This window comes from Noviherbaspirillum sp. L7-7A, from assembly GCF_019052805.1.
Lineage (GTDB): Bacteria > Pseudomonadota > Gammaproteobacteria > Burkholderiales > Burkholderiaceae_D > Noviherbaspirillum_A.
Genome location: NZ_JAHQRJ010000001.1, coordinates 1253239 through 1275461, shown reverse-complemented (window position 1 = coordinate 1275461; position 22223 = coordinate 1253239). Strand labels below are relative to the sequence as shown.

The 22223-nt window shown below is 63.3% G+C and carries 26 protein-coding genes; 7 read left to right on the top strand and 19 right to left on the bottom strand.

The window, feature by feature from the left end; translation table 11 throughout:
- The first annotated feature begins 7 nt into the window (after nucleotides 1-7).
- Entirely contained in the window at nucleotides 8-1738 is a 1731-nt protein-coding gene (locus KTQ42_RS05775) for an AMP-binding protein (RefSeq protein ID WP_217344649.1), read from the top strand.
- A gap of 69 nt (nucleotides 1739-1807) precedes the next feature.
- Nucleotides 1808-2143 (top strand): hypothetical protein, encoded by a 336-nt coding sequence (locus tag KTQ42_RS05770; RefSeq protein ID WP_217344648.1) that lies wholly within the window; start codon nucleotides 1808-1810, stop codon nucleotides 2141-2143.
- Between the two features lies 1 nt (nucleotide 2144).
- Here the strand turns inward: KTQ42_RS05770 and KTQ42_RS05765 are convergent, their stop codons facing one another.
- Nucleotides 2145-2888 carry an RNA pseudouridine synthase gene (locus KTQ42_RS05765; RefSeq protein ID WP_217344647.1) on the bottom strand — a complete coding sequence of 248 codons (744 nt, stop codon included), beginning with the start codon at nucleotides 2886-2888 and terminating at the stop codon, nucleotides 2145-2147.
- Nucleotides 2885-3607, bottom strand: a complete 723-nt coding sequence (locus KTQ42_RS05760; RefSeq protein ID WP_217344646.1) for a pseudouridine synthase — start codon at nucleotides 3605-3607, stop codon at nucleotides 2885-2887. Before KTQ42_RS05760 ends, KTQ42_RS05765 begins: the two co-directional genes overlap by 4 nt.
- Nucleotides 3608-3711: 104 nt before the next feature.
- Between KTQ42_RS05760 and KTQ42_RS05755 the strand changes: the two genes are divergently transcribed.
- A complete protein-coding gene (locus KTQ42_RS05755; RefSeq protein ID WP_249222866.1) occupies nucleotides 3712-5235 on the top strand; it encodes a glycine betaine ABC transporter substrate-binding protein in 1524 nt (507 codons plus the stop codon).
- Nucleotides 5236-5244: 9 nt separating this feature from the next.
- Here the strand turns inward: KTQ42_RS05755 and KTQ42_RS05750 are convergent, their stop codons facing one another.
- Both KTQ42_RS05750 and KTQ42_RS05745 read right to left on the bottom strand, forming a co-directional pair.
- The gene (locus KTQ42_RS05750) at nucleotides 5245-5931 is read right to left on the bottom strand and encodes an ankyrin repeat domain-containing protein (protein ID WP_217344644.1); all 687 of its coding nucleotides are present in this window, start codon (nucleotides 5929-5931) and stop codon (nucleotides 5245-5247) included.
- Nucleotides 5924-6712 (bottom strand): TatD family hydrolase, encoded by a 789-nt coding sequence (locus KTQ42_RS05745; RefSeq protein ID WP_217344643.1) that lies wholly within the window; start codon nucleotides 6710-6712, stop codon nucleotides 5924-5926. The genes KTQ42_RS05750 and KTQ42_RS05745 overlap by 8 nt, the downstream gene beginning before the upstream one ends.
- A gap of 305 nt (nucleotides 6713-7017) precedes the next feature.
- On the opposite strand from KTQ42_RS05745, the gene KTQ42_RS05740 reads away from it, so the two are divergent.
- Nucleotides 7018-7590, top strand: a complete 573-nt coding sequence (locus KTQ42_RS05740; protein ID WP_217344642.1) for a porin family protein — start codon at nucleotides 7018-7020, stop codon at nucleotides 7588-7590.
- A 156-nt stretch (nucleotides 7591-7746) separates the two neighbouring features.
- On the opposite strand, the gene KTQ42_RS05735 is transcribed toward KTQ42_RS05740, so the two are convergent.
- From KTQ42_RS05735 to mltG, 4 genes are all read right to left on the bottom strand, one after another.
- Nucleotides 7747-8112 carry a PilZ domain-containing protein gene (locus KTQ42_RS05735; RefSeq protein ID WP_217344641.1) on the bottom strand — a complete coding sequence of 122 codons (366 nt, stop codon included), beginning with the start codon at nucleotides 8110-8112 and terminating at the stop codon, nucleotides 7747-7749.
- Nucleotides 8113-8119: 7 nt separating this feature from the next.
- The gene (locus tag KTQ42_RS05730; RefSeq protein ID WP_217344640.1) at nucleotides 8120-9148 is read right to left on the bottom strand and encodes a DNA polymerase III subunit delta'; all 1029 of its coding nucleotides are present in this window, start codon (nucleotides 9146-9148) and stop codon (nucleotides 8120-8122) included.
- An 89-nt stretch (nucleotides 9149-9237) separates the two neighbouring features.
- Complete coding sequence (gene tmk / locus KTQ42_RS05725; RefSeq protein ID WP_217344639.1) at nucleotides 9238-9849, bottom strand: dTMP kinase; 612 nt, start codon at nucleotides 9847-9849, stop codon at nucleotides 9238-9240.
- A gap of 17 nt (nucleotides 9850-9866) precedes the next feature.
- Complete coding sequence (gene mltG, locus KTQ42_RS05720) at nucleotides 9867-10847, bottom strand: endolytic transglycosylase MltG (RefSeq protein WP_217344638.1); 981 nt, start codon at nucleotides 10845-10847, stop codon at nucleotides 9867-9869.
- Between the two features lie 104 nt (nucleotides 10848-10951).
- Between mltG and KTQ42_RS05715 the strand changes: the two genes are divergently transcribed.
- The 3 genes from KTQ42_RS05715 to KTQ42_RS05705 are packed head-to-tail and all read left to right on the top strand — an operon-like array spanning nucleotide 10952 to nucleotide 13091.
- The gene (locus tag KTQ42_RS05715) at nucleotides 10952-12001 is read left to right on the top strand and encodes a folate-binding protein (protein ID WP_217344637.1); all 1050 of its coding nucleotides are present in this window, start codon (nucleotides 10952-10954) and stop codon (nucleotides 11999-12001) included.
- 11 nt (nucleotides 12002-12012) lie between these two features.
- Nucleotides 12013-12300: a DUF4936 family protein gene (locus KTQ42_RS05710; RefSeq protein ID WP_217344636.1), complete on the top strand. Its 288-nt coding sequence runs from the start codon at nucleotides 12013-12015 to the stop codon at nucleotides 12298-12300.
- Nucleotides 12291-13091 carry an NRDE family protein gene (locus KTQ42_RS05705; RefSeq protein WP_217344635.1) on the top strand — a complete coding sequence of 267 codons (801 nt, stop codon included), beginning with the start codon at nucleotides 12291-12293 and terminating at the stop codon, nucleotides 13089-13091. Before KTQ42_RS05710 ends, KTQ42_RS05705 begins: the two co-directional genes overlap by 10 nt.
- On the opposite strand, the gene KTQ42_RS05700 is transcribed toward KTQ42_RS05705, so the two are convergent.
- The 11 genes from KTQ42_RS05700 to KTQ42_RS05650 form a co-directional block, all read right to left on the bottom strand.
- Complete coding sequence (locus KTQ42_RS05700) at nucleotides 13036-13464, bottom strand: GNAT family N-acetyltransferase (RefSeq protein ID WP_217344634.1); 429 nt, start codon at nucleotides 13462-13464, stop codon at nucleotides 13036-13038. The two genes, KTQ42_RS05705 and KTQ42_RS05700, sit on opposite strands and share 56 nt — an antisense overlap.
- A complete protein-coding gene (locus tag KTQ42_RS05695) occupies nucleotides 13461-13898 on the bottom strand; it encodes a thioesterase family protein (protein WP_217344633.1) in 438 nt (145 codons plus the stop codon). The genes KTQ42_RS05700 and KTQ42_RS05695 overlap by 4 nt, the downstream gene beginning before the upstream one ends.
- A gap of 54 nt (nucleotides 13899-13952) precedes the next feature.
- Complete coding sequence (locus KTQ42_RS05690; protein ID WP_217344632.1) at nucleotides 13953-15143, bottom strand: L,D-transpeptidase family protein; 1191 nt, start codon at nucleotides 15141-15143, stop codon at nucleotides 13953-13955.
- Nucleotides 15143-16372 carry a tetratricopeptide repeat protein gene (locus KTQ42_RS05685; RefSeq protein ID WP_217344631.1) on the bottom strand — a complete coding sequence of 410 codons (1230 nt, stop codon included), beginning with the start codon at nucleotides 16370-16372 and terminating at the stop codon, nucleotides 15143-15145. The genes KTQ42_RS05690 and KTQ42_RS05685 overlap by 1 nt, the downstream gene beginning before the upstream one ends.
- 128 nt (nucleotides 16373-16500) lie before the next feature.
- Nucleotides 16501-17403, bottom strand: a complete 903-nt coding sequence (locus tag KTQ42_RS05680) for an alpha/beta hydrolase (protein ID WP_217344630.1) — start codon at nucleotides 17401-17403, stop codon at nucleotides 16501-16503.
- A 69-nt stretch (nucleotides 17404-17472) separates the two neighbouring features.
- Nucleotides 17473-18375 (bottom strand): SDR family oxidoreductase, encoded by a 903-nt coding sequence (locus KTQ42_RS05675; RefSeq protein ID WP_217344629.1) that lies wholly within the window; start codon nucleotides 18373-18375, stop codon nucleotides 17473-17475.
- A 70-nt stretch (nucleotides 18376-18445) separates the two neighbouring features.
- Complete coding sequence (locus tag KTQ42_RS05670; RefSeq protein WP_217344628.1) at nucleotides 18446-19375, bottom strand: glutathione S-transferase family protein; 930 nt, start codon at nucleotides 19373-19375, stop codon at nucleotides 18446-18448.
- A gap of 11 nt (nucleotides 19376-19386) precedes the next feature.
- Nucleotides 19387-20382, bottom strand: a complete 996-nt coding sequence (locus KTQ42_RS05665) for an NADP-dependent oxidoreductase (protein ID WP_217344627.1) — start codon at nucleotides 20380-20382, stop codon at nucleotides 19387-19389.
- 51 nt (nucleotides 20383-20433) lie between these two features.
- Nucleotides 20434-20874 (bottom strand): PaaI family thioesterase, encoded by a 441-nt coding sequence (locus tag KTQ42_RS05660; RefSeq protein WP_217344626.1) that lies wholly within the window; start codon nucleotides 20872-20874, stop codon nucleotides 20434-20436.
- Entirely contained in the window at nucleotides 20874-21659 is a 786-nt protein-coding gene (locus KTQ42_RS05655; protein WP_217344625.1) for an SDR family oxidoreductase, read from the bottom strand. The genes KTQ42_RS05660 and KTQ42_RS05655 overlap by 1 nt, the downstream gene beginning before the upstream one ends.
- Before the next feature lie 211 nt (nucleotides 21660-21870).
- Nucleotides 21871-22173, bottom strand: a complete 303-nt coding sequence (locus KTQ42_RS05650; protein WP_217344624.1) for a Dabb family protein — start codon at nucleotides 22171-22173, stop codon at nucleotides 21871-21873.
- Between the last annotated feature and the right edge of the window lie 50 nt (nucleotides 22174-22223).

Sequence of the window (22223 nt, the reverse complement as noted above, 5' to 3'; positions counted from 1 at the left end):
TGACTGAATGTTCGTGGAATCAAACGTGTCTGTAGAGCAAAATCTGGTTCAGGGCCTCATTCACCGTGCCGCCACCTCTCCCGACGACACAGCCTATCACTTCATCGGCGACCTTCCAGGTACCCATCTCAAGCTTACTTGCGCAAATCTGCTATGGGAGGCAGCCAGCCTTGCCGTTGTCCTGCAGGCGCGAAATCTGGCGGGCAGTCCCGTCCTGCTTGCCTGTCGCACCAACTACGCCTTCGTGATCGGCTTCTATGCCTGCCTGCTCGCTGGCGCAATCGCAGTGCCAACCGCGCCGCCGCGGCGGGAGGGATTGAAGCAGCGCATTCAGTTCATCGCCCGGCATGCCCAGGTGGCCGCCATCCTGACAGACAGTGATAGCGTCATGGCGACCAGCTTCACGCCGGCTGTTCCCAAAATCGAAATACACCAGGAAAACAATGCTGCCAGCCGGCCTGATCCGTGCCTGTGGGAGCCGGTTGAGATTCGCCCCGACACGCCAGCGCTGATCCAATACACATCAGGTACTGCGACCGACCCGCATGGCATATTGCAGACCCACGGCCGCCTGGCCCGGGCCTGTGTCGCCGTTCGCCAGTCTTTCGGGCACGACAAGCACAGCGTGAGCATGATTACCCTGCCGCTATTCCATGAAGTCGGCCTGATGTATGGCGTTCTGGAGCCGATGATGAGCGCGATTCCAGCTGTGCTGATGACACCCGCCCAGTTTGTGCAACGTCCGGGGCGCTGGCTGTACCTGATTCAGCATCACCACGTCACCACCATCGGCGGCCCGAATTTCATGTTCGATATTCTGCTGCGCAAGGTGCGTCCCGGCCATTTGCGTGGCGTCGATCTGTCGTCGCTTCGAGTGTGCTTTTGCACCGGAGAGCAGGTGCGCGCCGCAACGCTGGCCCGTCTGCTCAATCTGCTCGAGCCGGTTGGCCTGAAGGAGCAGGCTTTGCTGCCCTGTTACAGCCTGAGCGAGGCCGGGCGCCATGTCACCGGCGTGCTGGCCGGGAAAGGGCCTGGCATGGACCAGCCCGGCATTGCCGGCATATCCCATCCCGTGATGAGCTGCGGCACGCCGCATGACGACTGCCGCATTGTCGTGGTCGATCCGGTCTCGCGGCAACAGGCCATTGACGGCGAGGTCGGAGAAATCTGGCTGCAGTGCGAATCTGCAGGCCTGAGCTACTGGAATGAGCCGCTCGTATCCGAGGCGGTCTTTGGTGCCTTCCTTGAAAACGGCGACGGGCCGTTCATCCGCACCGGCGACATCGCGTACATGCTTTCCGGCGAACTTTTCGTCGTCGGCCGCCTGGCTGACCGGATTCGGCTATGCGGTGCCTACCATGCGCCACAGGACCTGGAACTACTGGCAGAGCGCAGCCATTGCGGCCTGCGCCCCTCGGCCTCGGCAGCATTCACCGTCGATGGCGTGGAGCGTCCGAAATTGGTGATCGTGTGCGAAATCCGGCGGGAACTGATACGCCGCCGCGAGAAGTGGCCCCAGATAGAAACTGCGATCCGCAATGCGATCAGGCGGGTGCATATGTTGCCCGTGGACGATATCGTGCTGCTGGCACCAGGCACCCTGCCCAAGACGTCCAGCGGCAAGGTCCGCCGTAACCAGTGCCGGACCGATTACCTGAGTGGCACGCTGCAGACTGCCGACGCCTACGGCAGCAGGCGGCGCCATGGGTTCGAACCAGCGTTCGCTTCCAATCACTAAGCTCTTGCAATGCACGGCGGCGGCCAAGCTGCCACCCCGGGAAACCCACAGGACATACGGACAAGAACCATGCCCCATGCACAAACCGGCAAACTTAATCACTATGCGCTTCGCGTCGAAGGTCGCGCCTGGCTGGATGACCTGACGATAGAGCAGATATGGGCCATCCTGCATGCGGCCTTCCAGCAACTGGAGCCCCGTCAGGAACTGATGTTCATGATCCTGATGCCCAACGGCGCCACGCCATGCCGGTGCCTGCCCCGATCCGTGTTCGAGTCGTCCCTGCCTGACCCGGCCATGCTGCTGAAGGCGCTTACCTCGCCGCTGCCAACGCCAGCCGACGACGGGTTCTATTTCCGTGTGGCCAACGGCAGCGCAAACTGGGATTCGGCCAGCCTCTCGTAATCTAGAATTTTTCGTAAGCAGCCAGGTAGCGCCACTGGCCCGGTTCAAGGCCAGCCAGCGGCAAGCGGCCGATCCGGATGCGCCGCATTGCCACGAGCCCAAGGCCGGCTTCGGCGCACAGCCGCTCGAGCAGGCCGCGCGGCGGCGTTTTCAGCACGATGCGCAGCCGGGTTTCGCTTTGTCGGCTTGCTTTCAGACCGGCGATGGCCTTGCCGTTGAACTGCATCCCCTGGTTGATCCGCGCCAGCTGCTCGTCACTTACCCGCTCGCCGGTATCGACGATGTATTCATGCTCGATCCGGGCGGCATCCTCGACCAGCCGCCGCGTCACGCGCCAGTCCTGCGTCAGAACCAGCAATCCGCTGGCCTGGGTTTCGAGGCCATCGGCCAACTGCAGCACGGCAAAATGCTTTTTCAGAGGACGTATGCCGGAGCGATCAGCGGCGCTGCGGGTAGCGTGCGTCAGTGCCGGCAGGATCGATGCGGCGTCCGGCTTGCCAGCCGGCCCGGTGTCGGTGCCGACGGGCTTGTGAAACAGCAGGGTAACCGGAGGCGCGGCTTCGGCGCGTGCGCCGGCGGCTAGGACGACCCGGTTTTCCGGTCCAACACGCATGCCCGGCTCCTCGCACACCTGGCCGTCAACCAGCACCCAGCCGCCCTCGATATATTGCTGCGCTTCGTTGCGTGAACAGCCGGTTTCCTGAGCCAGGCGCTTTGCAAGGCGCAGTGTGGCGATCTCGTTCATGGCGCGGCGGGCGCAAGCAGCGCCAGTTGTTCCGGAACCAGATAACACCACTGGCCAGGCGCCAGGCCCAGCGCATCGAGCATCAGGCCGCCGATCGCAATGCGCCGCAATGCCGAGCAATGATTCCCGGCTGCGGCCAGCATGCGCTTGACCTGATGATATTTGCCCTGTTCCAGCACGATTTCCAGCTCATGCTCAGACACTCTCGCGCAGCGCTGCGCAGCCAACGGTGCGGGTTCGTCATGCAGTTGCACGCCACGGCGCAACCGCTCAAGCAGTTCGTCGGTGACCGGGTCATGGGTGGTGGCGACATAGACCTTCGGCACATGCCGGCGCGGCGACGACTGTGCATGGATGAAGGCGCCATCATCCGACATCAGCAGCAGGCCGGTGGTGTCGTGGTCCAGCCGGCCGACCGGCTGCACCTCGCGCCAGGTGAACTGTTCCGGCAGCAGGGTCAGCACCCCGGGATGGTGGCTGGGCTTGCGCGAACATTCGATGTCCACCGGCTTGTTCAGCGCAATGTAGACATGTTGCCGGTATATCCATTCCTCGCCGAACACGGTAAAGACAAGGTGGTCGGGGTCCAGCGCGAGCCGGTAGTCATCGGCCGGCTCGCCATTGACAGTAACTTCCCCGTCCTCCACCAGTTGCCGGCACCATTTCCGGCTGCCAAAGCCCTGCGACTGCAGCATGCGATCCAAAGTCAGTTTGCTCATGGCGGCACTGTACCAGAAGCCCCTTCCGTTTCAGCGGCCGATTCCGGTTAAGCTAGCCGCCTGTCCGGAGACGTCAACACCATGACGGAAACATCATGCCTTTCATGTTCCTGCGAACGCTCGCAGCCATTTTGCTGATCGCCGCAGCGCCGCTGTCACTGGCCGGCGACAAGCTGCAGGTCGGTTCCAAACGCTTTACCGAGTCCTACGTCCTTGGCGAGATCCTGACCGCCACGGCCAATTCCGCTCAGCCCGGCCAGGCCACGCATCGCCAGGGACTGGGCAATACCGCCATCGTGTTTGAAGCCCTGAAGGCTGGAAGCATCGATGTTTATCCGGAATACCTCGGCACCATCAGCCAGGAAATCCTGCGTCATAGCGAGCCGGTGCCGCTGCAGCAGGTCAGGCAGGAACTGGCGGCGCTGGGGCTGGGCGTCGATGTGCCACTTGGCTTTAACAACAGTTATGCGCTGGCCATGCCGATGGAGAAGGCCCAGGAACTGGGCATCGTCAGGCTGAGCGACCTCGCCCGTCATCCAGCGCTCAGGCTGGGCCTGTCGCATGAATTTCTCGGCCGTGCCGACGGCTGGCCCGGCCTTGCCCGGCGTTATGGACTGACCAACCAGCCGCGCAGCCTAGACCATGGGATTGCGTATGACGCCCTGGCCGCGCGCCAGATCGACGTCATGGACATCTACACGACCGATGCCCGCATCGGGCGGCTCGGGCTGCGTGTTCTCGACGACGATCTTGGCTATTTTCCGCGCTATGACGCGCTGCTGCTGTACCGGCTGGATGCGGCCCGACGTTTTCCGGTTGCCTGGCGCGCGGTGCAGCATCTTGAAGGCGCCATTAACGAACAGCGGATGATTGCGCTGAACGCCGCGGTCGAGCTGGAAGGCCGCAGCTTTGCGCAAGCTGCGGAAGGCTTTCTGAAAGATTTCCCTGCCCATCAGCCTGCGGAATCCCGCCCCAAACCAACTGGCGCCGGTAATGCTCCGGCTGGTCTGCAGGCAAAACTGCTGGACAGATTGCTGCCGCTGACGGGGGAGCATCTTTTCCTGGTACTGGTCTCGGTAGCCGCGGCAACCGCGGCAGGCGTGCCGCTGGGCCTGGCCGCTTCGCTGGTGCCCGGTTTGCGCCAGCCGGTGCTCGGCCTGGCTGGCGTGCTGCAGACCATACCGTCACTGGCCCTGCTCGCCATGCTCATACCGCTATTGGGCGCCATCGGCACCCGGCCAGCCCTGATTGCGCTATCCGTCTACGCGCTGCTGCCTATCGTGCGCAATACCTGTGCCGGGCTGGCGCAAGTGCCGAGCGGCCTGCGCCAGGCGGCGCAGGCGCTGGGCATGCGCCGGGCCGACATATTGCTGCTGGTGGAGCTGCCACTGGCCTGGCCCTTGATTCTGGCGGGGGTAAAAACCGCGGCAGTCATGACCGTAGGAACGGCCACCATCGCCGCCTTCATCGGCGCTGGTGGATACGGGGAGCGGATCGCGGTCGGACTGGCGCTCAACGACAACCAGATGCTGCTGGCCGGCGCTATCCCTTCCGCCTTGCTGGCGCTTGTCACGCAGGGCCTGTTCGAGCTGGTGGAACGCATGCTGCAACGGCCCGGCATGCGCTAGCGGCGCAGCTTACAGCTTGCCTGCCTTTTTCAGCCGGTAAGTCAGGCCTTCGACGATGTCCTTGAAACCGCCAGCGCGGGCGAAGTCGAGCGCCGTCATCCCGGCGCCATTCTTCAGCGTCAGGTCGGCGCCCTCGTCCAGCAACAGCTTTACCGTCAGGATATGCCCTCCCCGGGCCGCCATCATGATAGGCGTGGTCTGGTTGGGCGACTCCGCGTCGATGTAGGCGGAACGATCCAGCAGCAGCTGCACGATCGGGTTGCTGCCAATGGCAGCGGCGTAATGCAGCGCAGCCCAGCCGGTCTGGTTAGGCTCCGCGCCCCTGTCCAGCAAGGTCTTTACGGCATCGTATTTGCCCTTGTAGGCCGCAATCATCAATGCGCTGTCACCGTTGCGGGCGCGGGCATCGAGGTTCACCTCTTTCGTATTCAGCAACAGTTCGAACACCTTGCTGGCATCCTCGCGCACGGCAATAATCAGCCCGGTCTCGCCGCGCTCTTCCTCCACCGTGTTGGGATCAAAACCGCGCTGCAGCAGCGAGCGGACCAGCTTGACGTTATCAAGCTTGACCGCCGTGAAGTAGTCGTCATACGCACCGGCGAGCGCGACGCCAGGCAAGCTGGCGGCAAGCGCCGATATGGCCAGCAAGTGCAGCGCCTGGCGGCGGGAACAGCGAAAAGTCAGGTCATCATGCATGGACTTGGGCGCTGGAAAACAGCTTGAAGAAATTGTCGGTAGTGTGATGGGCAATCCGCTCCAGCGGTTCGCCGCGCAGCGTGGCGATGAACTCGGCCACATGCCTGACGAAGGCCGGTTCGTTGGTCTTGCCTCGGAATGGCACCGGCGCCAGGTAAGGCGCATCGGTCTCGATCAGCATGCGATCAAGCGGGACGGCGCGCGCAACCGCCTGCAGTTCCCGCGCGCTTTTGAATGTCACGATGCCCGAAAAGGAGATATAGAACCCCATCGCAATGGCAGCTTCGGCCACTTCCAGCGATTCGGTAAAGCAGTGCATCACGCCAGCCACGCCCCCCTTGTCGGTGCCTGCACCTTCCTCGCGCATGATGCGCAGCGTGTCTTCGGCGGCGGCACGGGTATGGATGATCAGGGGCTTGCTCGTCGCCCGCGATGCGCGGATATGCGTACGAAAGCGCTCGCGCTGCCATTCCAGGTCGCCTTCGAGGCGGTAGTAATCCAGGCCGGTCTCGCCAATGGCAATGATTTTCGGGTGGTTGGAAAGCCGGGCCAGGTCATCGACCGAAGGTTCCGGGGTATCCGGATAGTCAGGATGAACGCCGACCGACGCATAAATATGCGCATGCCGCTCGGCCAGTTCCAGCACCTGAGGGAACTCGGGAAGGTCTACGGATACGCACAGCGCGTGGGTGACCCGGTTCTCCGCCATGTGGTTGAGCAGTTCCGGCATGCGCTCGGCAAAGTCGGGAAAATTAATGTGGCAATGGGAATCGATAAACATAGGGCGCCATTGTACGCAATGGCAAACGAGTCTGGTCAGCCTGTCACGATGTTGCTTCTTGACTGTTATACGGACAGCGTGATCGGCCTGCACGTGTAACGGTTGGGTGCCATTCCGGATGGCGTCGACAATGGTATCGACAGGAAAGGTAGCAGAGATACAACGAAGTTTGATGTCGAAAATATATTTATATTTCCAAATTGCAATCAACGCACGTCTTGTTACAATCGATCACCCGGAAAAGGGTACCACCGGTAGTTAAAATCCAAAGGCAAATCCATTGAAGGTATTTTCAGGGAAAAATAATGAATAAAACTTTTATCGCCGCAATGCTCGCTTCTGCATTCCTGTTTTCCGCTTCGGCCCACGCCGCTGGCGCTTATCTTGGCGCCAATATTGGCAGCGCCCAGCACAAGCTGTCTATCGATGGCGAATCGGGCAAGGAGCGCAAGACCGCTGTCAAGCTTTACGGCGGCTACGCATTCGATGAAAACTTCGGCATAGAAGCCGGCTATGTCCGTCTCGGCAAGATTAGCGATTCGGATACAGACGGCTTCAACACTGTTTCCCTCAACTATCGCGCCCGCGCCTTGTACGTCGCAGGAACTGCAGCGTTGCCGCTGAGCCCGGAATTTTCAGTGTTTGCGAAAGCTGGTATTACTGGCAACAATGGCAAGGTCACGGCGCGGTTCAACGGCATGAGCGAGAGCATGAGCCGTACCAATACCACCGCGATGTTCGGCGTCGGTGCCGAATACAGCTTTGCCAAGAATATGAGCGTGGTGGCAGAGTACGAAAACTTTGGCAAGGTGATTGATGAGAATGACGGTAATACAAAGGCGCAGATGGTTTCGGTTGGCCTGCGCTACAAGTTCTAAACAGCTTTTCTTCTGATCGCTGCTTGGGAAGCCGGCGCCCTGCCTGGCTTCCCTTTCTATTTTTCGGCAACCATCGCAAGGCATTTTCGGGCCGATTGCCTGCCAGGCACGCTCAGTCCCGGAAAGTTCGAACGTCACTGAAACCGCAATGAATCTTCAGAGAGTATGGGTAGCCCGCGAAGACGTAATGGCTGCGCCCAGAATTTCTTCAATACGCTGACGCGTGCGTTGGCCGCTTTCATCTGCTGGAAAATGCACACCAATGCCCGGCGACTTGTTGTTGTGGGCACCGGCGGGCGTTACCCATACCACCTTGCCCGCAATCGGATATTTACTGGCATCGTCCATCAGCGACAGGATCAGGTAGATTTCGTCACCCAACTGGTGGCTGCGACTGGTAGGAACAAAAATGCCGCCGTTCGCCAGAAAAGGCATATAGGCAGCGTAAAGCGCTGCTTTTTCCTTGACGGAAAGCGAGAGGACGGAGGGACGGGGCGGCGTGGCGCCGCTGATTTCTGCCATGGCCAACCTATGCAAAAACGGTGGAGTAATCCAGCAACATGTCTTCGATGAACAGTTTGGGCGACAGCGGATGGTCCGCGATGGCTCGTCTTTCATTCATCGACTTCATCACCGCCAGCAGCTTGACCGGGTCTGCACGCATGGCAAGCGCATCGATTTCCCGACGGTGTTTTGGATAATAACGGATCTTTCCGGAAAACTTGACGGAAAACACGTCATAAAGCCAGCGCTGCAGCCAGGAAGTCACCTCTGCCGGCGAGGACTTCTGTAGCTGGTCGGCCGTCTTCAACGCCGCTTCAGCTGCCGGTTTGGCCAGATGCGCGAGCAGCGTCTCGATTGCATCGCGCGACCCTGCCTGCGACTGCGTCAGCGCCGACAGCGGTGCGCCACCCTGCTCGGCCAGCCAGCTGTCCGCTTCCGCCACGCCCTGCGCCTGCAGCCAGGCCAGGGCCTGCGCCGGGCCCGGCATGGACAGCGGCACCTTGCGACAACGCGAGACTATCGTGGGAAGCAAGAGGTCGATATTGTGGCTGACCATCAGGAATACCGTGGCTGGCGGCGGCTCCTCCAGCGTTTTCAGCAAGGCATTGGCGGCGATGGCATTCAGTGCCTCCGCGGGATACAGCAGCACCACGCGACGGCCGCTTCGGTGGGTTGACACGTTGATGAAGTTGGCAAGCGCGCGGATCTGCTCGATGCGGATTTCCTTGGACGCGCTTTTCTCCGCCTTTGCGGCCTTGGCGGTTTCAGTGGCGGACTCGTCGGCAGCACTGCCATCTTCCAGATTTTCAGGACGCACGCGGCGATAGTCCGGGTGCGCATATTGCGCAAACCAGCCACAGGCGAGACATTGGCCGCAGGCATGCCCATCCGGCAATGGCGCTTCGCATAGCAGCGCCTGCGCGAGTTGCTCGGCAAACAGGGTTTTTCCGATGCCTTGCGGTCCGTGCAGGAGGACAGCATGCGGAAAGCGTTCACGCATCTGCATCAGTTGCAGCCAGCTTTCGGATTGCCAGGGTAAGGTTTTGCTGCTCATTGCCTGCAAACCGCGAACACTTTATATATCACTTTAAATTCCTGCCATTTCCATATGAAAATCAGAGACTTGAGAAACGAACTTCAAGTTCATTTTATTTCTCTGATAATTGATTCAAGTTCTTGATTTACTTCACTTATTGGCTTTGTGGAGTCAATCAGCCGGAATCGCTGCGGGAACTGTTCCGCCCGTCGCAGGTATTCGGCCTGGGTAGCAGCAAAGAACGCCGCCTGCTCCTGTTCGAAACGATCGAGTTCGCGCGATTTATCAAGCCGGGCCCGCGCCACTTCAAGCGGCACATTGAACAGCAGGGTCAGATCCGGTTGCAGATGCGGATGCACCCAGGCCTCAAGCGCATCGAGCTTCTCGCGCGCCAGTCCGCGGCCGCCGCCTTGATAGGCGAAGGTGGCATCAGTGAAACGGTCGGAAACCACCCAGTCGCCACGGGCAAGCGCTGGTTCTATTACCTCGGCGAGATGCTCGCGGCGGGAGGCGAACATCAGTAGCGCCTCGGTTTCCAGATGCATTTTTTCCTTCAGCAACAGGCCACGCAGTTGTTCCCCGAGAGGCGTGCCGCCGGGCTCACGGGTAGTAATGACGGTATGGCCGGATTCATGCAGCAGTGAGGCGACGAACGACAGGTGAGTCGATTTGCCGGCCCCATCGATGCCTTCGAAGGTAATGAATTTTCCTGGTTTCATGGATAAGGGAGCGATTGCTAGCGTTGGTATTTGTTCACTGCCTGATTGTGTTCGGTCAGGCTGCCTGAAAAATGGCTTGTGCCGTCACCCCGGGCGACAAAGTACAGCGCATCCGTCCGTGCCGGATTGAGGGCGGCTGCAATGGCTGCAGTGCCCGGAAGCGCGATCGGCGTCGGAGGCAGGCCGGCGCGGGTATAGGTGTTGTAGGGCGTATCGGTCTGCAGATCGCGCTTGCGGATGTTGCCGCGGAAACGCTCGCCCATGCCGTAGATGACCGTGGGATCGGTTTGCAGCATCATACCTTGCCGCAAGCGGTTGACGAACACGCCGGCGATCAGGTCGCGCTCGGATCTCTGGCCGGTCTCCTTTTCCACGATGGACGCCATGATCAGCGCCTCATACGGCGTCTTGTAGGGCAGGCCCGGTGTACGCGCCGCCCAGCTCTCCTCCAGCTTCTTCTGCATCAGCGCATGGGCGCGCCGGTAGATCTGAAGATCGCTGGCGCCCTTGGCAAACAGATAGGTATCCGGAAAGAACAGGCCTTCGGGATGCTTGTAATCAGGCGTGACCTTGGCCAGAAGTTCCTCGTCGCTGAGACTGACCGTGTCATGCTTGAGCGCCGCATTCTCAGCAACTGCCTGCCTCATCTGGCGGAAGGTCCAGCCTTCGATCACCACCAGCGCATGCTGCGCGAATTCGCCGCGCACCAGTTGCTCGACCAGCCGGCGCGGCGTGGTGCCCGGTTCCAGTTCATAGGCGCCGGCCTTGATCCTGCTGCTCTTGCCGCTCAGCCTGACCAATGCCTCCAGCAACAGTGGCTGTACGGGCACGCCGGCCGCCGCCACCTGCTCGGTCGCGCCACGCACGCCGCTGCCGGCTTCGATGGTGAAGCCAATCGCCTCGCCATCCTTTTTCATGATGGGCTGCCCGGCCCAGTGGTAAAAGCCGAACGCCAGCGTCGCGACAAGAACGGTCAATACTGCAAGAAACTTTTTCACACCACTCCGCCTGTTCAAATTCGCGCCCGACCGAACGCGTTTTTCTGACGCCACTATAATCGAGCCGTCATGATAATCGGTGAATCCGCCAATCAACTAATCCCATGAGCACAAGCACCACTCCCTGGCTGGAATTCCTGGCCGCCCAAGGCGCCCGCCTCTCTGCATCGACCTCGCCGGAAGTCCTCGGGTTCCAGGACGAGGCCAACGCCGCGAATATCGTCGTGCCGCTGACCCATCTGGGCCTGATCGCCGCCACCGGCGAGGAAGCCGCTTCCTTCCTGCACAACCAGCTGACCAATGATGTCCAGTCCCTTGGCTCGTCCGGGGCCCGACTGGCGGGCTACTGCACCCCCAAGGGACGCCTGCTGGCTACCATGCTGATCTGGAAGTCCGCCGACGCCATCCTGCTGCAGCTGCCACGCGAGATACAGGCAGCGGTGCAGAAGCGCCTGCAGATGTTCATCCTGCGCGCCAAGGCGAAGCTGGCCGATGTCAGTGACAGCCAGGTGGCGCTCGGGCTGGCCGGCCCGGACGTGGCGGCTGCGCTGGCGCCCTGGTTTCCCGACGTGCCTGCCGCTGCCTATGGCGTGACGCACCAGGCGGCCGGAACCCTGATCCGCATGCCGGACGCCGGCGGCGCGGCGCGCTTCCAGTGGATCGCTCCGTTGGAAACCGCGCAGCAAGCCTGGCCGCAGCTGGTCCGGAACCTGCGCCCGGCTGCCACTTCCGCCTGGCGGGCGCTTGATATACAGGCCGGCATTCCGCTGGTCGTGCAGGCCACCCAGGAGCAGTTCGTGCCGCAGATGATCAACTTCGAAGTCCTGGGTGGCGTCAATTTCCGCAAAGGCTGCTATCCGGGCCAGGAAATCGTCGCCCGCAGCCAGTACCTCGGCAAGCTCAAGCGCCGGATGCTGCCCGCGCAGGTCGCTGCCAGCGGCGTTCTGGCCGGCACGGAAGTGTTTGCCAGCAGCGACCCGGATCAGCCCTGCGGCCAGATCGTCAATGCCGAAGCCATCGGTGACCGCACGCTGTGCCTGGTGGAACTGAAGACCGCCGTGCTCGAGCAGGGCGACGACATCCGGCTGGGCTCGGCGTCCGGACCCGTGCTGGACATCGGCACGCTGCCGTATGAGCTGATCGATCCCACCTGAACGGCATGCCCATGGATTTCTATGTCTATTACAAGGTCGCTCCGGACGCGGTCGCTGCACTGGCGCCGCGGGTGAGAGCGTTTCAGCAGCAGCTTGCCGCCAGCCATGGCGTCGCCATCGCGTTGAAGCGCCGTCCCGGCGAACAGAATGGCATGCAGACCTGGATGGAGGTCTATACAGGCGCTGCGGCGGACTTCGCCGCGGCGCTTGAGCTGGCAGTCCAGCAGAGCGGCATCGCTGCGTTCGCCACGGGCGGCCGCCACACTGAACTCTTTATGGACCTGGAAGCATGTGCCTGATTGTATTTGCGTGGCAGGTGATCCCTGGCCTTTCCCTGCTGGCGGCGGCAAACCGGGATGAATTCTATGAGCGTCCGGCCTTGCCCGCGCACTGGTGGGCAGACGAGCCGGATGTGTATGCCGGACGCGACCTGCGTGGCAATGGCACCTGGCTGGGCATCACCCGCGGCGGCCGCTTCGCTGCGCTGACCAATGTGCGCGACCCGCAGTCCGTTCGCCAGGACGCGCCATCGCGCGGCGCGCTGGTGTCGGACTTCCTGCGCGGCAGCGACAGCGCGGCCGATTACATCGAGGCGCTGGCGCCAGGCGCCGATCGCTATAACGGCTTCAATCTGCTGGTGTGCGACGGCAAGGAACTGATCTGGTACACCAATGCAGAGACCGAAGATCCGCGCAATGGCTTGCCGCTGCCGCATGGCATCTACGGCGTGTCGAATGCCTTCCTCGACACGCCGTGGCCCAAGGTGCTGCGCAGCAAGGCCGAATTCGCCAGCCTGTTATGCCAGGGCGCGCCGGTCGACGCCTACTTCGACATGCTGAGCGATGCCACCCGTCCGAGCGACTGCCGCCTGCCCCATACCGGCGTGCCGCTGGAATGGGAACGGGTGCTGTCCCCGATATTCATCGAGTCGGCTGGCTACGGCACGCGCTGCTCGACGGTCGTGCAATTGCTGCAGGATGGCAGCGCCCAGTTGACCGAGCGCCTGGCCGAACCCTGCACCGGGGAGACGCCGGTTATCCAGGAGAAAATCTACGGCGCATTGCGATGTGTTCGATCCCCGCGTCCATGAACGCGTCACCCTCTGCCTCGAAGCCGTGGCGGGCATAAAAGTCCCGCGCGCTGAGCTGGGCATGCAGCACCACGTCGCGGTCGCCGCGCCGCCGTGCTTCATCCATCAGGGCGCATAGCACCAGGCTGCCGGTGCCGGCACCGCGCGCATCCTGGCGCACTGCCATGCGCCCGATATGGCCGTCAGGCAGCAGCCGCCCGGTTGCGACCGGCACGCCGTCCTGGTAGGCCACCGCATGCAGCGACTGCGCGTCCATCTCGTCCAGTTCCAGTTCGGCCGGAACGCCCTGCTCGACCACGAATACCCGATGCCGCAATGCGGCCGCAGTCTGGCGCTGCTGCTCCCAGGGCCCAATCACGATGTGCAGGCTCATTGCTGCACCGGCGCAAGCCGTTCCAGTTCCGCCAGCCGGGACCGCCAGGCCTCCGGCAGCGCCACGCCCTTGCGCAGCGCCGTGTCGGCATACACGTAGACCAGCTCGCCGGCAATCAGGAATTCCTCGCCGCGGTAGATCTCCAGCACGTAGCGCATCGAGCTGCGGCCAAGCGCGGCACAGCGCACGCCGATATCGAGCATGTCGTCGAAGCGCGCCGGCGCGTGATATTCAATGGTGGCCTTGCGGGCGAACATTTCCTGGCCATCCTCGGCCTGCTGCATCACGCCGGGCAAACCGGTGGCGCGCCAGTACTCCGTGAAGGCGACATCGAAATAGGTCAGGTAATGGCCATTGAAGACAATGGCCTGCATATCGACTTCGGCCCAGCGTACCCGCAAGGGGTGGAAGAATGCAAAATCCGCACGTGCCATGACACTCCTTTTTCAGTTGACTTGTTACATGAAGGCGGTGGCCCAGGCGGACGCTCACGCCGTCCAGCCGCTTTCCGACACGATTTTCCAGTGGCCGGCTTCGCGGCCCCAGTATTGCCGCTTGCGGATCGACGAGCGCTTGCCGCCGGACACCGCGTCCATCGTGAAGGTGGCCACGATCATTTCCTCGCCCGGATAACGGAACAGGCTCAGCTCGCGCAGGGCCAGCGCTGGCTTGTTCAAATGCTGGATGCCCTTTTGCTGGCGCGCCAGCCAGTCGTCCAGCGTGTCGGCCTGCTCGCTGCGAAAGCGGCTCGCATAGTGCCGCCGCAGTTGCTCGAAGTCCTGCTGCTCCAGCGCCGCACGCCAATTTTCCACCATGGCCTGTGCCTGCGCGCGCTCGGCTTCGACCTGCTGGCGCGGCACGAACTCAGCGTCGCCCGCAATCACGACCGGCGTCTTATTGATTTCCACGCCGGCGTAGACCTCGCGCAGATCCGGGTTGGTCAGCACCACGCAGCCATCGGAAGACAGGGGCGGCCGGCTGTAGTTGCGAGATGGCGTCCCGTGCAGCCAGATCCCCGACCCTTCCCGGCCCTGCAATTTGTCCCATTCATTCGGATAGCTCAAAGGCAGGGCGCCTACGCCATAAAAGTCCGGCAGGCGGTGGCCCGCCAGGCGGCTGGTGATGTAGTACACGCCCAGCGGCGTCTTCTGGTCGCCTTCCCTTGCCTTGTTGATGCCCAGCTTGCCCTGGCTGATATAGAAATCCTGCTGGAATCGCAATTCGCCCTGGCGGTTTTCGTAGACATACAGCCGGGAACGGCGGGCATCCGCCACCAGCACCCGCTTCTGGTCCGGGCGCAATTGGAGCACCGCGCGCGGCACCCTGGTCGGATCGGGCCGCTCGGTCAGGGCCCTCATGCGGGCCATGGCTTCCTGCCTGAGGTCGGCAAGGGCGTCGGGCGCGGCGCCTTCCACCGCGCCCAGCTTGTTAATCGTCTGCGTCTGCATCAGCAGCAGGTCGCCGCGTATCAGGTGTCCAAGCTGGAAGGTCGGATAGGCAGTGACCAGCGCATCGGCCTTGGCCAGCGCATCGCGCAGGTGGCGGTTGCCGAGGTCCTTGTAGACCCCGATGAGCATCTGGTCCGGGTCCATCCGCGCCGTGCCTGCGGCCGGAGCGGCCAGCAGGAATGTGCTTGCGGCTGCCAGGCAGCCGCCGAGGAATCGTGTGCGGAAGCGCATCAACTGCCCGTGCGTTCCTGTGTGATCAGCCACTTGCCGCGCTGGCGTTCCAGCTCCAGCGTCTTGCGGCTGGTGGCGCTGAGGCGGTCGGACACATAGCTCTGGCGGAAATGCACGATGGCGCTGTTGCCTTCGGTGGTGACCTGGGGCTTGTCGATATCGACCCTGATGCGTCCCTTGCCGGCGATGCGCTGCTGGCGCTCTTCCATCCATGCCTTGCGGCTGATGCCGCCGGCGGGATCGAAGTCGGGGGCGTAATGGGCAAGATATGCCTGTACGTCGCGGGCGCTCCAGGCCCTGGCCCAGCTCTGCACCGCGTTCAGCACGGCTTCCCTTTCGGCGGCGGCTTCCTGCGCCGCCCGCGCCTTGGGATCGGGCCGGTCGGCCTTGTCGGCCTTGACCATGCGTACCGGCGGCTCGGGGCGCTTGCCTGCGTCGGCCCGCGCCGGCTCCGGCCGGGGCGGCACTGCCTCGCGCGGCGGCGCCGCCAGCGGCCTGGACTCGGCTTTGGCAGGCGGCACGGCAGGCGCCACAGGTTTTGCTTCCACCGGCGCGGTGGCAATGATCGCGGCGGCGGGCGGTGCAGGCTTGCTTGGCGCGACTGCCACGGGCGCCGGTGGCGCAGGAGGCTGCGGTGCGGCCGGTGTGGCAATAACCGGCGCCGGCGCAACTGGCGCAAGCGGTCCCACCGCCAGCGACGCTGACTGAGTGCCCGGCATGGTCAGGGTCCGCATCAGCGCAAGCTGCGCCGGCGCCGGCTTGGCGGAATGGATCTGCAACGCCTTGTCATAAGCCTGGCTGGCCAGGCGTGCATGCACGTCACCAAGATTGTCAAATGCGGTGGCATAAGCCGGATGCGTACGCAGCGCCTTGTCGAGCGCCGCCCTGGCCTTGTCATACTGGCCGGCCGCCGCATACAGCACCGCCAGATTGTTGTAGGGCTCGGGCAGCTTGGGATAGTCCTGGGTCAGCTTGACGAAGATGGCAATGGCTTCCGCCGGCCTCGTATCGGACAGCATTACGCCCTTCATGAAGCGTATCTGGGCGTCGGCCGGCTGCCTTGCAAGCAGCGCATCAATGCGCCTGAGGGCTTCCTCACCCTGCCCGCTGCGGGCAAGGCGCGCAATGTCGGCGGCGTCGTCTGCCTGTGCCGCGCCCACGCCTAGCGTCAAGGCCAGCATGGGCGGAACAAGAAAGCGGAGCCGGAGCGGCGGGCGGGACGAACTCATCAGGCGTCATGTGCGGAAAAAACCGGTATGGTACACCGGCAATGCGGGCGCCGGTCACGTTCTTGCTGTAACTGTCGCGTACATGCCGATGCGGCCGTCGCCACCCGGGCGCGGCCGTGCAGCCGGTCTCAGCGCTCGATGAATTCGCGGATCAACTGATTGATGCGCGCCGGCTGCTCGTGCACTACCCAGTGGCTGCCTTCGGGGATGCGAACCAGGTCCAGGTGCTGCACCACATGCTCCAGCCCATCCAGCAGGCTCTTGGGGAGCGCCATGTCGCTTTCGCCCCAGATCACCCTGGTCGGCACTCTTATAGTGAAATCCTCCGGCTTCATCTGCGACTCCAGCCGGGCCGGGCCCGCATTGGCTTCGGTGGGTGGATGCAGCGGCGAGGCGCGGTAGTAATTGACACCGCCGGTCAGGCCGCGCGACCAGCAGGCGTGATACCGGGCCCTGGTCTCGCCCGAGAACCAGGGCGCCGGCGACTTTCCCATGCCGGTCAGGAAGCCTTCCATCATGGCAAAGTCGTTTTGCGCCAGCGCCTTCTCCGAACCTTCGGCGCGCAGCCAGTTCATGTAGGCGCTGGCGGCCTGCTGCGCCGGGTCGTTTGCCAGTGCCTTCATGAACAGGTAGGGATGCGGCGCGTTGATGATCACCAGCTTTTCGAGCAACTCCGGCTGGGCCAGCGCGAAACTCCAGGCAATCGCACCGCCCCAGTCATGGGCCACCATGATGCAGCGGTCGTAGCCGAGCGCGCCGATCAACAGGCGCAGGTCATCGATGATGAGCCTGGCCTTGTACTGGGCCGGGTCGGACGGCATGTCCGACAAATTGAAGCCACGCAGGTCCGGTGCGACGGCGTAGTACTGCTGGCCGAATTCGGCCAGCTGCTCATGCCACTCGTACCAGAACTCCGGAAAGCCATGGACGAACAGCAGCAGAGGCCGGCCGGGTTCGCCGGCGCTGGCGTAATGCAGGCGGGTGCCATTGGACAGGCTGGCGAATTGCTCGGTCTTGATCGCGGCGGACATGGCGGCTCCTGGTGTAATGAATGGCAGAACGACGGAACGACGGAACGGCAGAACAGCTGAGGAACTGTTTCAGCCCTTGAGCTTCTCGCGCAGCATCTCGCGGATGTGCGGCGCGGCCGCATAGGGATCGCCGGGATTATTCTGCTGGATGATTTCCTCCATGCGCTGCTGCACATTGCCCAATGCGCCGGGATGGGAATAGATGTAGAAGCGGTCATCGCGGATGGCATCGAAGGTCCATTCCGCCACCTGCACCGCCGACACCTTGCCGGAGCCGACCGCCTTGTCCGACATGGCCTGCGCGGCGCGCTGGCTGGCGGTGGGCGGCGTGTCCTGCTTCAGGTCGTCCGGGCGGTTGCGATGCGAAGCCGATATGCCGGTCGGCACGAAGTAAGGGCACAGCACCGATGCGCCGATCGGCGCGTCGACCAGCTTCAGGTCCTGGTACAGCGACTCCGACAGCGACACCACGGCATGCTTGGAGACGTTGTAGATGCCCATGGTCGGCGCATTGAGCAGGCCGGCCATCGATGCGGTGTTGACGATGTGCCCCTGGTAGCTCGAATCTTTCCTGGCGCATTCCAGCATCAGCGGCGTGAAGATGCGCACGCCATGGATCACGCCCCACAGGTTCACGCCCAGCACCCATTCCCAGTCAGCCTGCGTGTTTTCCCAGACCAGGCCGCCGGCGCCGACGCCGGCGTTGTTGAACAGCAGATGCACCGCGCCGAAGGCGCGCATTGCCTCATCGGCCAGTGCCTGCACTTCCGCTGCGTGGCGCACGTCGCAGCGCAATGCGGTCACCTGCGCGCCCTGCTGGGCCAGTTCGACGCGGGTGGCTTCAAGCGCGTCCTGCTGTACGTCGGCCAGCACCAGCTTCATGCCCAGCCGCGCGCCGATGTTGGCGAATTCCCGGCCGAAGCCGCTTGCTGCGCCGGTGATGACGGCGACCTTGTTCTCGAATGTATGCATCTTGTCTCCTTTGGTTGTGCGCCCGGGTCGGCGCCGCATTGTTCAGACGGCCGTGGATGGCCGTACCGTTCTACTGGGCCCGCCGCAGCTGGTAGCCGATGCGCGGGAAATGCACGACCACTTCCCCGGCCCGGTCGTCCTTGCGCCGCACCGCATATTCGCTGTCGGTGGCGGCGACCAGTTCGCCGGCCACCGGGTCCTGCGCATAATCGGCCGGCGTTACCGTCACCAGCGTGCCCGGCGCAATGCCATGGGTGTCGACGAAGGCGGCGCCAGGCGTTGCCGGCGTAGATGTGTTCGCGATTTGCAAGGCACCTTCCGCGCCGAGCTTTTCAGGCGCGGCCAGCGGCAAGGCATCGATGGAGTTCATCCACTTCCGCAACCCTGCAAACTGGTCGAGGATGCCGGCCACTGCCGTCGCATTGCGCAGGAACCATAGGCAGTGATAGGCCGAGAAGTCGGCAATGCTCGCCTCTTCGCCGAGCAGCCACGGCTGGCCGTGCGCTAGCATGTCCTCCAGCCAGCGCAGATACTGCTGCAGCGCCGCCGCCGCATCGCCGGGATGCATGCGTGGCGCATTGCCGCGCATCGCGGCACGGTCGGCGCTGAATGCCTGCATCTGCTCCGGTGTCAGGTGGCCTAACACGCTTTGCACGCCCGCCGGCTGGAACACATGGGGAATCACAGTCCAGAACAGGGTGCTGTCGGCCCACTGCGCCAGCAGCCTGGCCTGCCCGGCCACCGGGGCCGGATACAGGCTGGGCGATGGCGCGATACGCTCCAGCACGGCACAGATCAGCGCGGTGTCGCAATAGACGTCGGCGCCGACCTGCATCACCGGCGTGCGGCGGTAGCCGCCGGTCAGCGGCAGCAGGTCCGGCTTGGGCATCATGATCGGGATGATCACCGACTTCCACGGCAGCTTCTTCCAGGCCAGCACACGCCTGACCTTTTCCGCAAAGGGCGATGTCGGATAGTGGTGCAGGATGATGTCAGTCATGGCGCGCCCGGTCAGGATAGCTTGACCAGCTGCTTGCCGAAATTCCTGCCCTTGAGCAGGCCGATGAATGCCTCCGGCGCAGCGGCCAGCCCTTCGGCCACCGACTCGCGGAACTTCAGCTTGCCGCCGCCCACGAGCTCAGCCAGCTCCTGCAGGCCCTGCGGCCAGAACTCAGGATGCTCGGACACGATGAAGCCGCGCATCGACAGCCGCATCGTCAGGAAGGTGCGCAGGTTGTTCAGCACCATGGGCTCGCCGTCATAGCCGGCGATCAGGCCGCACAGCGCAATGCGGCCGAAGGGATTCATGCGGGCGATGCAGGCGTCGAAGATCTCGCCGCCGACGTTCTCGAAAATGGCATCGATGCCGTCCGGCGTGGCCGCCTTCAGGTCTTGTGCAAGATTGCCGGCCTTGTAGTCGATGCATGCATCGAAGCCCAGCTCGTTGATGACATAGGCGCACTTCTCCGGACCGCCGGCGATGCCGACGGCACGGCAGCCGCGCAGCTTGGCCAGCTGGCCGACCACGCTGCCGACCGCGCCGCTGGCGGCCGACACCACGATGGTCTCGCCAGCCTTGGGCTGCATGATCTGCGTCAGGCCATACCAGGCGGTCATGCCGGGCATGCCGACCGAGCCGAGATAGGCCGACAGCGGCACCGGGCCGTCCTTGACCCTGCGCAGGCCGGTGCCGTCGGACACGCCCATCTCGGACCAGCCGAGCATGCCGACCACCTTGTCGCCCACCGCGAACTTCGGATTCCTGGACTCGACCACCTCGCCGACGGTGCCGCCGACCATCACCGCGCCGATCGCCTGCGGCGCGGCATAGCTCTTCACGTCTTCCATGCGCATGCGCATGTAGGGGTCGAGCGACAGATAGTGGTTGCGGATCAGCACCTGGCCATCGGTGATGGATGGCACCGGCGCCTGCTCCAGCCGGAAGTTGTCGGGGCTGACGTGCCCCTGTGGACGGGATGCCAGGACGATCTGCTGATAGGTGCTCATGAGTACTCCGCCTTGTAATGGGACTGCGAAAGAAAATTGCGCCTGATCGATTCAGCCGTGCTCCATGCGCGGGCCGGCGTCGGGGCGCTTGAGATACTTGAATGTGCCCATGGACTTGGCCACCAGCCGTTCGCCATCCCACAGCTCGCCTTCGCAAAAGCACATGGTGCGGGAACGATGGAAGGCATGACCCCTGGCGACGATGCGTCCGCCGGCCCGGCCGCCCGGCTCCATGAAACTGGTCTTCATTTCGATGGTGACGCCGCCGCGGGCATCGGGGTCGAGCGAGCGGCCGGCCATGGACATCACCACGTCCAGCAGCGTCATCACCACGCCGCCATGGGTCACATGCCAGCTGTTCATGTGGCGCGGCTGCAGGGTCAGCGCGATCTCGGCACGGCCGTCGGCCATGCCGTGGAATTCGACGCCGAGGTCGTGCAGGAACGGGATCTCCGCCGGAAACGGCTGCTGTTTCGGGGTGAATGCCGTCATCAGTGCACCGATGACACGCCGCCGTCAACGGCAAGGATCTGGCCGGTGATGTGCTTGCCGGCGTCGGAGGCGAACAGCAGCGCCGCGCCCTTCAGGTCTTCATCGTCGCCGATGCGCTGCAGCGGCGCGCGCCTGGCCAGGTTCTCCTCGCCGCGCTGCTCCAGGATGCCCCTGGTCATCTTGGAAGGGAAGAAGCCCGGCGCCAGCGCATTGACGGTGATGTTGTGGCGGCCCCATTCGCCGGCGAGCGTGCGGGTGAAGTTCACCACCGCGCCCTTGGAGGTGTTGTAGGCGATGGTCTGCATCGAGTCCGGGCCGTTGCCGGACAGGCCGGCGATCGACGCGACGTTGATGATGCGGCCGTAGTTGCGCGGGATCATCGACTGCTTGCCCACTTCCCGCGAGAGCAGGAAGATGCTGCGGATGTTCAGGTTCATCACCTTGTCCCAGGCTTCGGTCGGATAGTCCTGGGCCGGCGCACCCCAGGTGGCGCCCGCATTGTTGACCAGGATGTCGATGTGGCCCAGGCGCTTCATCGCCTCGGCGACCAGCGGGCCGACCGCCTCCTCGCGCGACAGGTCGGCGGCGATGGCGCTGGCTTCGATGCCGCGCGACTTCAGGTGCGCTACCGCCTCGTCGAGGTCGCTTTGCTTGCGCGAGGACAGCACCAGGGTCGCGCCCTGCTCGCCGAGCGCTTCGGCGATCTGCAGCCCAAGGCCGCGCGATCCGCCGGTGATCAGGGCGGTCTTGCCCTTGAGGTCGAATAACTGTTGTGTGGTTCTCATGGTGTCTCCTTGTGACTCGTCGAGTCGCATGTTTGTGAATGGCAGGGATGCGGCGTCGCTTCCAATTTCATATACGGCTGGCGTAGGGTGGAATACCCCGAAGGGGCATTCCACCATGGTCGCAAATCGGGAGGACTTTGAAAGACCCCCCTTCCCGGCCAGCGTGCAATGCCCCTTCCGGGATATTGCACCCTACGTCGATGCTGGGGGCCTAAATTTCATAATCCATGCACTGGCGCGCCTCGCGCACCGCGCCGATGAAGGGCTTGAGCGCAACGTGCCGGGGATGCTCCTGGTAGGCGTCGAGCGCAGCACGGTCGGCGAATTCCGAATAGAGCACCACGTCATAGGTCGCTTCCAGGTCCGGCTGGGCCAGCGCCACCTCGAACTTCAGCATGCCGGGCACGATGCCGGCGCAGGCGTCGAGCAATTCCTTCATCTTCTTCGCATTGGCCGGGCGGTCCGCACCCTCGGCCTGGTCCTTCAACTTCCACATGACGATGTGCTTGAGCATCGGTGCTCCAGATTGCTTTACGTTTGAACACGGGCGCCGCAGCTATCCGC